This is a genomic window from Brumimicrobium aurantiacum (assembly GCF_003402975.1).
Lineage (GTDB): Bacteria > Bacteroidota > Bacteroidia > Flavobacteriales_D > Crocinitomicaceae > Brumimicrobium > Brumimicrobium aurantiacum.
This window is the reverse complement of record NZ_QURB01000010.1, coordinates 1-12,469: the sequence shown is the minus strand read 5'-3', so window position 1 is coordinate 12,469 and position 12,469 is coordinate 1. Positions and strand designations below refer to the sequence as shown.

Annotated in this window: 12 protein-coding genes and 1 riboswitch; of the genes, 7 read left to right on the top strand and 5 right to left on the bottom strand. The window is 32.1% G+C overall.

Translation table 11 applies throughout. The annotated features are described in order from the left end of the window. Positions 1 to 49: 49 nt before the first annotated feature. From DXU93_RS13745 to DXU93_RS13735, 3 genes are read left to right on the top strand one after another with little or no spacing between them, the layout of a single operon-like run. Positions 50 to 1,384 carry a cytochrome ubiquinol oxidase subunit I gene (locus tag DXU93_RS13745; protein WP_116881882.1) on the top strand — a complete coding sequence of 445 codons (1,335 nt, stop codon included), beginning with the start codon at positions 50 to 52 and terminating at the stop codon, positions 1,382 to 1,384. A 2-nt stretch (positions 1,385 to 1,386) separates the two neighbouring features. Beyond that, positions 1,387 to 2,463 carry a cytochrome d ubiquinol oxidase subunit II gene (gene cydB, locus DXU93_RS13740; protein WP_116881881.1) on the top strand — a complete coding sequence of 359 codons (1,077 nt, stop codon included), beginning with the start codon at positions 1,387 to 1,389 and terminating at the stop codon, positions 2,461 to 2,463. A gap of 10 nt (positions 2,464 to 2,473) precedes the next feature. After that, entirely contained in the window at positions 2,474 to 2,770 is a 297-nt protein-coding gene (locus DXU93_RS13735; RefSeq protein ID WP_123776144.1) for a hypothetical protein, read from the top strand. 36 nt (positions 2,771 to 2,806) lie between these two features. On the opposite strand, the gene DXU93_RS13730 is transcribed toward DXU93_RS13735, so the two are convergent. Then, entirely contained in the window at positions 2,807 to 3,688 is an 882-nt protein-coding gene (locus DXU93_RS13730; RefSeq protein WP_165851425.1) for a diacylglycerol/lipid kinase family protein, read from the bottom strand. Between the two features lie 56 nt (positions 3,689 to 3,744). Here DXU93_RS13730 and DXU93_RS13725 point away from each other — a divergent pair, with 56 nt between their 5' ends. From DXU93_RS13725 to DXU93_RS13710, 4 genes are all read left to right on the top strand, one after another. Further along, positions 3,745 to 4,713, top strand: coding sequence for an App1 family protein (locus DXU93_RS13725; protein ID WP_116881878.1), 969 nt, complete (start codon positions 3,745 to 3,747; stop codon positions 4,711 to 4,713). Positions 4,714 to 4,738: 25 nt separating this feature from the next. Continuing rightward, entirely contained in the window at positions 4,739 to 5,413 is a 675-nt protein-coding gene (locus DXU93_RS13720) for a DUF2461 domain-containing protein (RefSeq protein WP_116881877.1), read from the top strand. Between the two features lie 105 nt (positions 5,414 to 5,518). Next, entirely contained in the window at positions 5,519 to 6,397 is an 879-nt protein-coding gene (locus DXU93_RS13715; protein WP_165851424.1) for a LysR family transcriptional regulator, read from the top strand. Between the two features lie 106 nt (positions 6,398 to 6,503). Then, the gene (locus tag DXU93_RS13710; protein WP_116881875.1) at positions 6,504 to 8,669 is read left to right on the top strand and encodes an FG-GAP-like repeat-containing protein; all 2,166 of its coding nucleotides are present in this window, start codon (positions 6,504 to 6,506) and stop codon (positions 8,667 to 8,669) included. Between the two features lie 313 nt (positions 8,670 to 8,982). Here the strand turns inward: DXU93_RS13710 and DXU93_RS13705 are convergent, their stop codons facing one another. The 4 genes from DXU93_RS13705 to DXU93_RS13690 are packed head-to-tail and all read right to left on the bottom strand — an operon-like array spanning position 8,983 to position 11,684. Continuing rightward, complete coding sequence (locus DXU93_RS13705) at positions 8,983 to 9,252, bottom strand: Trm112 family protein (protein ID WP_116881874.1); 270 nt, start codon at positions 9,250 to 9,252, stop codon at positions 8,983 to 8,985. Then, positions 9,249 to 9,905: a thiamine phosphate synthase gene (locus tag DXU93_RS13700; protein ID WP_116881873.1), complete on the bottom strand. Its 657-nt coding sequence runs from the start codon at positions 9,903 to 9,905 to the stop codon at positions 9,249 to 9,251. The genes DXU93_RS13705 and DXU93_RS13700 overlap by 4 nt, the downstream gene beginning before the upstream one ends. Continuing rightward, positions 9,892 to 10,956: an AIR synthase family protein gene (locus DXU93_RS13695; RefSeq protein WP_116881872.1), complete on the bottom strand. Its 1,065-nt coding sequence runs from the start codon at positions 10,954 to 10,956 to the stop codon at positions 9,892 to 9,894. Before DXU93_RS13695 ends, DXU93_RS13700 begins: the two co-directional genes overlap by 14 nt. A gap of 2 nt (positions 10,957 to 10,958) precedes the next feature. Then, positions 10,959 to 11,684 (bottom strand): class I SAM-dependent methyltransferase, encoded by a 726-nt coding sequence (locus DXU93_RS13690; RefSeq protein WP_116881871.1) that lies wholly within the window; start codon positions 11,682 to 11,684, stop codon positions 10,959 to 10,961. A gap of 61 nt (positions 11,685 to 11,745) precedes the next feature. After that, positions 11,746 to 11,840: riboswitch (TPP riboswitch) on the bottom strand. Between the last annotated feature and the right edge of the window lie 629 nt (positions 11,841 to 12,469).

Genomic DNA, 12,469 nt, shown 5'->3' with positions numbered 1-12,469 from the left:
TATCAATTCTAGGCGTAACTTTATAAGATAAACTTAAAAGTATTGTCCAATGGAAGACATGATATTTTATGATAGATTGCAATTTGCATTCACAATTACCTTTCATTATTTATTCCCACAACTAACAATGGGACTCTCCCTTATGATTGTATATTTTAAGTGGAAATTTCTTCGAACTAATGAAAGTATGTTCAATGATGCAGCAAAGTTTTGGATGAAAATATTTGCCTTAAATTTTGCTATGGGAGTAGTTACTGGAATACCAATGGAATTTCAATTTGGTACAAATTGGGCAAAATTCTCTGAACTAACCGGTGGAATTATCGGGCAAACCCTCGCTATGGAAGGAATGTTTTCCTTTTTCCTTGAATCTTCCTTTTTAGGTTTATTTCTCTTTGGAGAAAAACTACTCGGTCAAAAATTACATTTTCTTACTGGTTTTCTAGTGTTTTTAGGTTCATGGGCCAGTGGGTATTTAATTATCGCAACCCATTCATGGATGCAACATCCTGTAGGATATGAAATTTTAGAAAATGGTCGATATGTTTTAAATAATTTTGGAGATTTGTTTTCAAATCCGTGGTTAATACCTGCGTTTCTTCATAATCAAATGGGGTCTGTCATTACTTCATCCTTTATTGTAGCGGGAATTGGAGCTTTTTATATTTTGAGTAAAAAAAATGTAGCATTCGGAAAGTTATTCCTTAAAACAGGCGTTATTTTCGGTTTAATTTCGAGTATTCTTGTAGCTTTTCCAACTGGTGATTTGGCCGCGAAGAATGTTGCAAAATATCAACCAGCTGCCTTTGCAGGAATGGAAGGGATTTTCGAAACAGAAGAAGGTGGTGCTGAAATTGTTTTAATTGGTCAACCTGATATGGAAAATAAACGACTCGATAATAAAATTGCTGTTCCAAATGTATTGAGCTTCCTTACCTACCAAAGATGGGATGCTGAAATCAAAGGTTTAAATGAATTTGATGAAAGTGTACACCCTACAAATGTTCCAGGTTTATATTACTCTTATCATATTATGGTTGGATTGGGAACTGTTTTTATTGGACTGATGATTTTGGCAACAATTCAATTATTTAGAAAGAAACTCTATCAAACAAAATGGATTTTATGGGCCTTACTTTTTATGATCCCATTTCCATACATCGCTAACACTGCTGGATGGTACACTGCCGAATTGGGTAGACAACCTTGGTTAGTTTATGATTTACTACGAACAGTGGATGGAATTTCTCCTACTGTTTCTTCTGGGAATACACTCTTTACTTTACTCGGATTTGTAGGTTTATACTTTTTACTCGGATTATTGTTCTTATTGCTTGCAGGTAAAATCATAAATAAAGGCCCTGAAACTTCAAAAATTGATTAATTATGGAAATCTTTTGGTACATCGTTTTAATGACTATTCTAACTGTCTACGTTATTCTAGATGGTTATGATTTTGGTGCAGGAATTATTCATTTGTTTTTTGCTAAAAAAGAAAAAGATAAGGTTTTAATCACCAAATCAATTGGTCCATTTTGGGATGCCAATGAGGTATGGTTAATTGCTGGAGGTGGAATTTTGTTCTTTGCATTTCCGACACTTTACGCTATTTCATTTAGTGGTTTCTATTTACCATTAATCATGATTTTGTGGCTTTTAATATTTAGAGCAATTGGACTTGAGTTACGTGGACAAATTCACAATAAAATATGGGAATCCATTTGGGATAAAGCCTTTGGGATATCGAGTTTGCTTTTGGCCTTATTCTTTGGTGTAGCGCTGGGCAATGTAATCAGAGGTGTAAACCTTGGTATGGTTACCGATGGAGTAGCAGTCTATGAAGATGCTTATTTTATTCTTCCTCTTTGGAATTCTACTTTTAGTCCTCAAGCCGAACATTTAGGTGTTATTGATTGGTTTACTTTGTTTTTGGGAATTGTAAGTGTTGTTGCATTAATGATTCATGGAGCAAATTGGATTATTTTTAAAACAAACTCCGAATTGAATCCTAAATTGAAAAAAACGGTGTTTAATTTAAATATCGTACTCTTAATTTTAGTCATTACTTCGCTTTCAGTTTGGCACATAATAGAACCAGATCCTTTTCACAATTTTATTGAAAATCCGTGGATGTTTATTTTCCCTATTATTTGTTTGGTTGGATTATTCGGAATGTTTAAAGTAAAGCAATTCAAAAAAGACGGAACAGGATTCTTATTTTCATCATTGTTTCTATTTGGTGGATTAACCTCAACTGTAGCCTCAATTTTTCCAAAAGTTTTGCCTTCAACAAACGATGTTGTTCCTTCTTTAGATATTTACAATACATCAACCGCTGAATATGGATTATCAGTTGGAGTATATTGGTTTATTATTGCTATAATTTTAGTTGCAGTATATATGTTTGTTCAATATAGGGTTTTCAGTGGAAAAATGGATGATGTTGGCTATGGCGAACACTAAAAAGTAGATTATGACGCACACCTTAATTTCGATGATCAGCATATTTGTTGGCTTGTTTGGTGCTCATTTCTTAGCATTCATCAAGAAAGAATATTCGATGGGTTTCACTGGCAATACACTCGTAGGTATTTTTGGTGGAATTCTACTAATAAAAAGTTTTGGGCGATTAGGTTTTGATCCTGTTTCAATATTAGCATCAGGTGAAATTAATTTTTTATTGCTCGGGATTAATTTTTTAGTGTCTTTTTTAGGTGGTGTTCTAGGTTTGTTTTTTGCGAAAAGAATTACAAATAAGATGCGGAAATAAATTAAGTAAACTCATTTTTCTTTTCATGAGCAATACTTAATTCGACGCAATGCACAATTGAATGGCTTTGTGCAAGATGGAAACCTCGATATTTTCTAATTCTCCAATGTATTCACCATCTATCTGAAAAGGTACAGGTGATTTACAATTTACTTTAGCTGAGGTTGTAGAGGTCGAAGTTGCAAATTCTGGATTTAGCGTTGTTTGATTGGTAAAAGTTTTTACAATTTCAATGAGGTTTAAATTCTTAAATCCTATAATTTCAAACTTTCCATCATTTGACTTTCCTTCTGGGTTGATACAAGCTCCGGTTCCATATTTCTGGCAATTCGCAATTGAAAGAACACTGGCTTCAAGAACAAAACGCTCTCCATTCGATGAAATTTCAAATTCATAAGGATGATTACTCTTCATTAATGTTGGAATGGTTTGTAATAAATAACCTGCCTTCCCTCTTAAGGTAGCATTGTCATAGTTTTTGATTAGGTCGGCATTTACTCCAAAATCAGCCAAATGTAAACTGTAATGTTCATTTATTTTGATTAAATCTACCTCAATAATATTTCCAAATAAAGCCACATCAAGTTGAGCTTCTTTATTTTCTGGAATATCAAAATTTAAAGCGAAACCGTTTGCAGAACCTGCAGGGAAAAGTACCATTGGAACGTTAGTGCTTAATAAAGCTTCAGATACCATTTTGATTGTACCATCTCCTCCTGCAACAAAAACACGATCAAATTGACTTTGCTCAACTATAGATTTGATATTAGATATATCATTTTCACCATTCGTTTTATAAATTTCAAGTGCAATATCTTGTTGTTTTAATTCGTTTTCAATAAATTCTAATAATTCATTTTTATCGACATCTCCAGAAATGGGATTAACTACAAATAACACTTTCTTGATTTCTTTCATTTTCATCCTATTATTCCAATAAATTTAGATATTTTAATAGCAAGAGAATACTTTTTATGGCAAAATTCGATTTAAAATTATACAGAGGTTACCTAAATGACAATAAATTAATTGTTTATGGTCATGCTTTTAAGTCCTGGGCTCCTGATAAATTTAGGTTGGATAGAAATGGAATTCGACATGCATTTTCTGTTTTACACATGTTCAGGATTAAGCCTTTAAAGAATCAAAAAGTTACTCTTCGGTTTTATGACCTTTGCACAACGACCTTAACTGGATCTGATGGCTTTTTTAAGTTTGAAATTCCATTTGACTCAATGTTGACCAGTGGATGGCACGAATATGAAGTGGAATGTAAGTTAGATAACTTTGGAATTATAAATAAGGAAGAGGTACTAAAACCTTTCGAAAGTAAATTCGGAATTATCTCTGACATTGATGATACATTTTTAGTTTCTCATAGTGACAACATCTTTAAAAAACTATATATCATGTTATTTAAAAACGTCAATAAACGGAAGGTTTTTAAAGATGTTACACCGCATTATCAAGCGTTAAGTAAATTTGGTCAAAGTGACGATACGGCATTCAATTCTTTTTTTTACGTTTCGAGTAGTGAATGGAATTTATATGATTTTATTGCTGAATTCATGAAAATCCAAAAACTTCCGAAGGGAATTATGTTACTCAAAAAAGTAAAAACAGGCTTATTAGATTTCCTAAAATCAGGTGGAGGAAGTCATGATCACAAATTTGATAAAATCAAAGACTTACTTTTGTTCTATCCGAATATACAATATGTCTTGTTAGGCGATGATTCACAAAAAGATGCTTTTATTTATCATAAAATCACACAAGAGTTTCCTGAAAGAGTCAAAGCTGTGTATATTCGTCAAACAGGAAGGTCCAAAACTTCAGTAATAGCCGAAACTTTAAATAAAATTTCAGAAAACAATGTTGAAACGTGCTATTTCAAAGGAAGTTCAAAAGCCATTTCTCATTCCGAAACTATTGGAATTATTTAATATTGAACAGAGCAATACATCATAAATGGAAAATACAATACCCAAAGAAGCGTTTAATTTTTTAGATAAACTTCAAAAAAATAATAATCGAGAATGGTTTAACGATAATAAAGCTGAATTTAAAGAGGTCGAAAAAAAAGTAAAAGGATTTTTAAATTCACTTTTAGAAGATATTCAACAACATGACAGTATCGAAAAGTTAAAGGTATTCAGAATTTATCGAGATGTAAGATTCTCTAAAAATAAAGATCCGTATAAAAACAATTTTGGTGGTGCCTTTATGAGAACAAAACCTGAGTTACGTGGAAGTTACTATTTACACATTCAAAAAGACAATTCTTTTATCGCTACAGGTTTTTGGGCTCCAGAAAAAGAAGATTTATTGAGGATTCGAAAAGAATTTGAAACAGATGCTGAAGAAATGAGAGCTATTCTTTCTGATGAAAAAATAAAAACAATTTGGGGGGAATTAGAAGGTGATGAATTAAAAACAGCTCCAAAAGGCTTTAATAAAGCACATCCAGACATTGACTTAATTAGAAAAAAACAATTTGTTTTCACGAAGCAATTTTCAGACAAGGAAGTGAACAGTGAAGATTTTAAAGAGAAAGTAAACGAAGCTTTTATTGCCATTCGTCCATTCTTTGATTACATGTCAGATGTGCTCACAACAGATATTAATGGAGAATCTTTACTCTAAAAAAAACGCTATTTAATAATAGAATACCTAAAACAGGTTATTTAGATTCAGTCTTAATAATTTAATTTTGTAATCGAAATTAATAAAAGGACTAATTCCCAAAAGTTGAATCTAAAACAGATTAAATATATTGTTGCCGTTGATGAGCACAAGAATTTCACCAGAGCTGCTGAAAGTTGTGAAATTGCTCAATCTACTTTGAGTAGGGAGATCATGAATCTCGAGACAGAATTAGATGTAATGATTTTTGATCGTTCTAGAACGCCTATTGTTCCAACAAAAAAAGGTTTAGATTTATTAGCACAAGCCAGAAAAATCACCAAAAAGATTGAAGACTTCACATTAATGGCCAAAACAAAAGACGGGTCTGTTAAATCAAGTTTTACTTTAGGAATCTGGTCTGGTATCGCAAGTACAACAATTCCTATTTTTATCAAAGCTTTTGCTCAACACAATATCAAACTGTTCATTCATGAACTTTCTTTAGATCAAATCCAGGAATATTTATCAAATAATAAAGTGGATGCTTGTATCGCTCCTAATCTACGTGATTATTCTGGATATTATAATTGGACTTTATATAAACAACCTTTTGAATTGAAAAAGGGAATACAGAACACTGCTGTTTCTATTCAAGATTTGGAAAAAGAATTTATTGACAATGGTGCTGTTGTTCAAAATGATCTCAAATCAATATTTAAAAAAATTTTCACTCAAAATGGATGTTCTGATATCTTAATAAAAGCCTCTGACAAAATTCAATATCAATGTGGATCTTTAGAAACCATCAAAAAAATCCTTGAACACAATGGAGGAATTTCAATATTTCCTAAAAATCCGAAATGCCTTTCCCAAAAAAACTCCGATGATAGACAATCTTACTCGGTAGAAATCAACCTATTGAGCCCAAGAGCATTTGAAAAAGAAGAAGAATTAAAACTCATTAGGAAAAATATCTTGGAGAATTTAAAAACAACAGTATAAAATTAATTTCCTCAATCCATTTTCATGATAGTCTCAATCGAATTATGTTATAGAGAATAATTCAAACAAGTAGTAATTTTGATTTAATCTAAATAAAAATTACAACATGAAAAAAACAAGTTTAATGGCATTCTTAGCATTGAGTTCATTCATCAATGCTCAAGAATTCGAAGAACATTCAACTCATGAAGGAGTCTACTATGGTACTTCAATTTGGGTAGAAAAAGAAAACTCTACATATCAAGATATTGTGATTGTGGGTTATGACAACAATTTTGATCCACAAGGTACAGTGGTTAGTTATGATTATTTGACTTACGACACTGTAGGAACAAAAATTATGGGATATGGTCATGGTCTTGCCTGTCAGGTCGATGCAAACAATGATGGTATTATGGACTTTATCACTGCAGGGGCCGATACAACCGCCTCCACCGTACCGTCTGCTCTTTTATACATTCAAAATCAAAATGGAATTTACACAGAAACTACCTTGCCTTTTGAAGGAGTAACAACAGGTGCAATTGAAGTTGCTGACTTAAACGATGATGGTTTCGATGACATTGTAATTATCGGACAAGATTCAAATGGGAAAGTTGCTAAACTATTTTTAGGAAATGGAAACAGTGGATTTACAGAACATACCACTCCTTTCTTTGTAAATATCTTTGGTGATATTGAAATTTTCGATGCCAACAACGACAACAAATTGGATGTTCTTATTACTGGGTATAGTGGTTCTAACATTCCAACAACAACATTATATTTAAACGATGGTAGTGCCAATTTTACAGAACATTCTAATACAGGATTAGTAAATGTATATTTCTCAGGTGTCAGTGCTGCTGACTTTAATAACGACGGAAATACAGATTTACTAATCAATGGAATGAGTGATACATATTCGCCAACAACGGCAATATTCTTAAATGATGGAACAGGGGTTTTTACAGAATTAAACAATACAAATCTTGATCAATTATATTTTGGAACGGCTGATTTTATAGATTTCAACCTCGATGGACAACAAGATGTATTTTTAACAGGAATGGATTCTGGAGGCAATGTAATAAGTGCATTATATACCAATAATAATGGGACATTGACTGAAGATTATATCACTAGTAATCTATTTGAAAATGTATATATAAGTTCCGTTCATTGTTCTGATTTTGATCATGATGGAGACAAGGATATTTTAATAAGTGGTTTTAATGACGCTAACCTTAATGTTACCAAAGTATATGAAAATAAAACTAACCAAAGGTGTGTACCAGTATATTCAAGTGGAGCTACTGATTACGATATAACAAATATAACTTTTAGAGAAATTGATAATACTACACCGGCCAACAATGAAGAATATGAAGACTTTTCTACTATTTTAACTCCTATCAATCGAGGAGAACCACATCAAATCTCCGTAACAGGAACTTCACCGAATCATCCTAGTGATGTTATGGTATATATAGATTTTAACAAAAACAACGATTATTCAGATCCTGGTGAGGCCTTTTACATTGGTCAAATGACTAACTCAACAGCTCCTATCACACTAACACAAAATATCTACTTTGAAGACACCACGCAACTAGGTTATATGAGAATGAGAATTATTAAATCTGCAAATACAAGTGGACAAACGAACAATTCTATAATTGATCCATGTCAGCAAGATTTAACAATGGGACAAACGGAAGATTATATGCTATTTATTCAAGAACCACCATTTTGTCCATTGCCTACTCAAACTTCATATAATATCCACACCAATAATGATGTAGAGTTTAATTGGTATGAACCTGCTAACACCGGTGGTTTTAATTTTTATAACTGGTATATTGTTAATGTCGGTGATAGCGTAGAAGCGAATACAATTATTCAAAGTGGAACGGAACCAGTGGGTACGACCTATACAATTGTTTCTAATCTCCCATCAGGTGATTATGATTTCATTATAACAACAGATTGTGGTACTGATGTTTCAAATTATTTAAGATCTACCATTAGTATTGAATACTTAAACATATCGGATGAAAATTTATCCAATATAGTGATTTACCCAAATCCAGCAAGAGAGTATATTAAAATAGAGTCTGAAAAAAATATTGAAAGCTATACAATTACAAATTCACTTGGAAAAATACTTCAAAATGGAATTATACATTCAAAATCCTTCATGGTAAATCTACAAACTTTTGATTCTGGAATATATTTCCTAAGATTAAATGGAGAAAAAAGAACATTTGTACAAAGTATAATTGTTGAATAATGTAAGTTCCTCAAACCAACACCTAAATCACGGAGGTCAATTATTGACCTCCTTTTTATTTGAATCTAAATAATTGATTAATTCTTGTTTTCTGAAAGAAAACAACACGCTAAAAGGAGAAATCTCATCAGTTATTTAAAATAATATACTTTGAACAATTTGTTCTAAATATGACCTGAGATGATTTTAAAAACGAAAAATTCGTTGAAGCCTAGAAGAATGAATAAAAATTAAAGGAGATAAACCTAAGCTGGTCATTAAAACTTATAGTTAATATTACTCAGCTTAGGTTTTATTTGAGTTGTAGGCTTACTTAGTTCGTTGAGTCTAATAACATAAATTTAGCCTCTTTTTCATTTAATTGTAATCCCCATTTCTTTAACAATGGTTCTTCCAATGCTTTTTGACGATATTCATCTGGTGTCATAATTGGTACACCATAAACAATAGGATAATAGCGATTGCATTTAGGACATGTGAACATACCTTCTCTAATATCATCTTCTTCTTGATTAAAGACTTCTAAATGTAAATCTGACTTGTCCTGTGGACAGCATAACTTTTCTAATAATGATGTTTTCATTGTATAATTTTATTTAATACTTGATTATATTCTTGACTTTTTTCTTTTGGAGATGCTGCACTTAGTACTCCTGAAATCACAGCTGCTCCTGATATTCCATAGCTTGATAACTCAGTTAAATTTTCTATTGTGATTCCTCCTGATACAAAAAATGGAATTTGCGTGATAGATTTTGCTCTTTCTAATGTTTCCTTACTTACAATTTCACATTCTCCGGCAGACTTTGAAGGAAAGATTGAACAAAATGACAAATAATCTATTTGATTTTCATTCGCCCATTCGATTCTATCCAAATCATTTCCACACGTAATGCCTATAATTTTATCCGAAGTAATCACAGATCTAACTTCCTCAAAACTATCTGGTATTTGATCAAAGTGAACACCTGCCAAATCTGTTTCATTCAACAAAGCATATTCTTCATTAATTAAAACAGGAACCTGATAAATATTGGAGGCCTTAATTATTTCATTTATGATTTCAATTTTTCCAGAAGTTGTAATTAATGAAGGCCAATTATTCCATATTTGAACAATACTAACTCCACCTTCCAATGCACTTTTAAGTTTTTGAATTAATTGATTCATCTCCAAAGAAGGATCTAAAACCAAATAAAGTCCCTTTAAATTGTGTTTTATTTTATTTGAGTCCATTATTTAATGCTTTAAAAAAGGCGCCCCAATACGGATCAACACCATCAAATTTAAATTCTTTAGTTTTTCCATTTTCATGAATTTTACGACCAAAATCTAAAGTTTTAAACTCACCTACTGCAGTTGCTTTAATTTCATTTTTAGCAAGAAAATCGATTAACTCATCAACCTTATTCTTTTTAACCGACATGAGCATAGAACCGGCACCTACACAAAATCGTTGATCCACTTCAAAAAGATCCATAATTTCTGACTGCACATTTCCTTTTGGAATCTGTTGATCAAATATTTCAAAACCACAATTCGAAGCTTGTGACATTTCATAAATAGCACCTAAAACGCCACCTTCCGTAACATCATGCATTGCTGTTAACTCTTCATTTGGTAACAATATTTCCTTGGCCAATAAAGCTTCATTTAAAGAGGAAGTTTGATAAAAATTAGCACAAGCTTTATCATAGATAGCATCACCCAATTTTTCTTTAATCGTTTCAGGAAAGCTCATTGCTAAAATAGAAGAGGAATTTAATGCAGCTTCTTTCGTTACTATAATCACATCTCCAGGTTGCGCATTTTTACTTGAAAGAATTTGTTCTAAAGGAGCAGTTAAAAACATTGTTCCACCACCAGAAATAGTAGAGTTTTGTCCTTCGATACTTCCTGTATGACCTCCGGTAATTGAAACGCCTATATCTTTACAAAACTGGTGAATATAATTCCAATATTCCTTAAAAAAGGAAAGTGAGATTGTTGTTGGAAGATTCAAAACAAACTGAGCGTATTGAGGTGAAAAACCAGAAGTAGCCATGTCATTGGCTAATAAATGAACAGACATCCATGCAGAAATTTTGGGTCCTAAATTGGGAATTAAAGAAGTTGGATCGCTTGAAGTAACTAATCCTAATTTGTTACCCAAATCAACAACTGCATTGTCAACGCCAAATTGTGGTCCAACAATTACTTCATCACGCTTAAACCCAGTATTTGGCAACAACACTTCTTTAAATGCAGCAGAATTAATTTTCCCGTTTAAGTCATTTTGTGTTAACATGACTAATCCTTTAATTTGACATACAAACCAAAAAAGTCACCATACGGTTGACTCCATTCTTGCACAGGGAACCATTTTGGTAATCCAGTAGTTTGCCATTCTATTTCATAAGAACGTCCCTCTAATGCTTTTTCAATAACTTTTATTAAAGATTTTGGAGAATAAAAAGTAGCAGTCAAATAAAAAGGATTGGCACCAAATACTTCTTGTATTCTACGTCTATAAAATTTAGGAGAATTCTTATTCATCATTCCGAAGACAATTCCATGTTTTCCAACTCTAGCAGCTTCACGAATCACTTGAACAGGGTCTTTGTAATATTCAAAAGTTGTAACAAATGCCAATGAATCGAAGGTGTTGTCTTTAAAAGGCATATAATGAGAATCTGCCAATACCAAATCTCCTTTAAATAAGTGAACCCCTTGTCCTAACATAAATGGAGAAATATCACCACCACTGGCTTCAATACCTATTTCATGCCACCAACGCGTAAAACGGGTTGTACCACAACCAAATTCTAATAAGGTTTTAACTCTTGTATCTTTTTGAATATAACGACCAAGGATTTTCTTTTGCCAAATTTCAGCTCTTTTATAACGACCTTCATACCATTGCTCGTAGGTATCAGTGTGTTCACGATTAAAAAACCATTCTTCACGTCCTTGCCAAACACTTAAATCGTTGGATAAAAGATCAAACTTGGCTTCATTAATTTTTTCTGGAATCATTGTTAATTGTTTAAAATGTCAAAACTTTATAAATAACAATATAAAGGGACACTTTCAATTAACTTGAAAAGTCATATACTCTCTACGCTGGCATTATCCAGATCAGATTGGGTATAATCTCAGCCTAAAAATAATTAAGCACCCCTTATATTATGAACCAAATATAGGAAATATAATTTTGGTCAATAAACAAACAATAAAAATATGTAAAGAAAAAATCCAGTTATCTGAAACTAAAGATTATAGAAACAATGAAAAAACTAATGTCAACAATTAAGAACTCGTATAAACAGAAGCTAAATAAATTAGATACTTTTATTTGGCCACCTAATCCGTCTACATCCTTAAGTTTACTTGCTCTTTTATATAGAAATTATTTCTTGAGTGAGCTTCACAAGGTCGCTATCTCAAAGACATATTCTAACTATAAAATAGCAGCATAAAGCTATCGGTCTACGCCAGGGTGGAATACACCAGGGTTAAATTTAAGAACATTGTAATTCTAGTATCAATAAAGCACAAATAAGAAGTTTATGGTATAGAAAATAATTATAGCAATAAGTATATATAAACAATACTGAGAAGTCTCACACAAATACATGTTTGAGTTAAAAGTGAAGTCGTTCCGATCACTATTGGAATACTAGCCCATCCGTCGGCTGACGGACAGTATCATCAACGCAAATAAAAAAAGTATATAAAACAAAAAACCTCACACAAATGAATGTATGAGGTTTTTAAAAAGTGGCGTCGACTTACTCTCCCACCCTTAAAAGGGCAGTACC

Coding starts and splice junctions, on each gene's coding strand:
- DXU93_RS13745 (WP_116881882.1), top strand. CDS start 50: ATGGAAGACATGATATTTTATGATAGATTGCAATTTGCATTCACAATT.
- cydB (WP_116881881.1), top strand. CDS start 1,387: ATGGAAATCTTTTGGTACATCGTTTTAATGACTATTCTAACTGTCTAC.
- DXU93_RS13735 (WP_123776144.1), top strand. CDS start 2,474: ATGACGCACACCTTAATTTCGATGATCAGCATATTTGTTGGCTTGTTT.
- DXU93_RS13730 (WP_165851425.1), bottom strand. CDS start 3,688: ATGAAAGAAATCAAGAAAGTGTTATTTGTAGTTAATCCCATTTCTGGA.
- DXU93_RS13725 (WP_116881878.1), top strand. CDS start 3,745: ATGGCAAAATTCGATTTAAAATTATACAGAGGTTACCTAAATGACAAT.
- DXU93_RS13720 (WP_116881877.1), top strand. CDS start 4,739: ATGGAAAATACAATACCCAAAGAAGCGTTTAATTTTTTAGATAAACTT.
- DXU93_RS13710 (WP_116881875.1), top strand. CDS start 6,504: ATGAAAAAAACAAGTTTAATGGCATTCTTAGCATTGAGTTCATTCATC.
- DXU93_RS13705 (WP_116881874.1), bottom strand. CDS start 9,252: ATGAAAACATCATTATTAGAAAAGTTATGCTGTCCACAGGACAAGTCA.
- DXU93_RS13700 (WP_116881873.1), bottom strand. CDS start 9,905: ATGGACTCAAATAAAATAAAACACAATTTAAAGGGACTTTATTTGGTT.
- DXU93_RS13695 (WP_116881872.1), bottom strand. CDS start 10,956: ATGTTAACACAAAATGACTTAAACGGGAAAATTAATTCTGCTGCATTT.
- DXU93_RS13690 (WP_116881871.1), bottom strand. CDS start 11,684: ATGATTCCAGAAAAAATTAATGAAGCCAAGTTTGATCTTTTATCCAAC.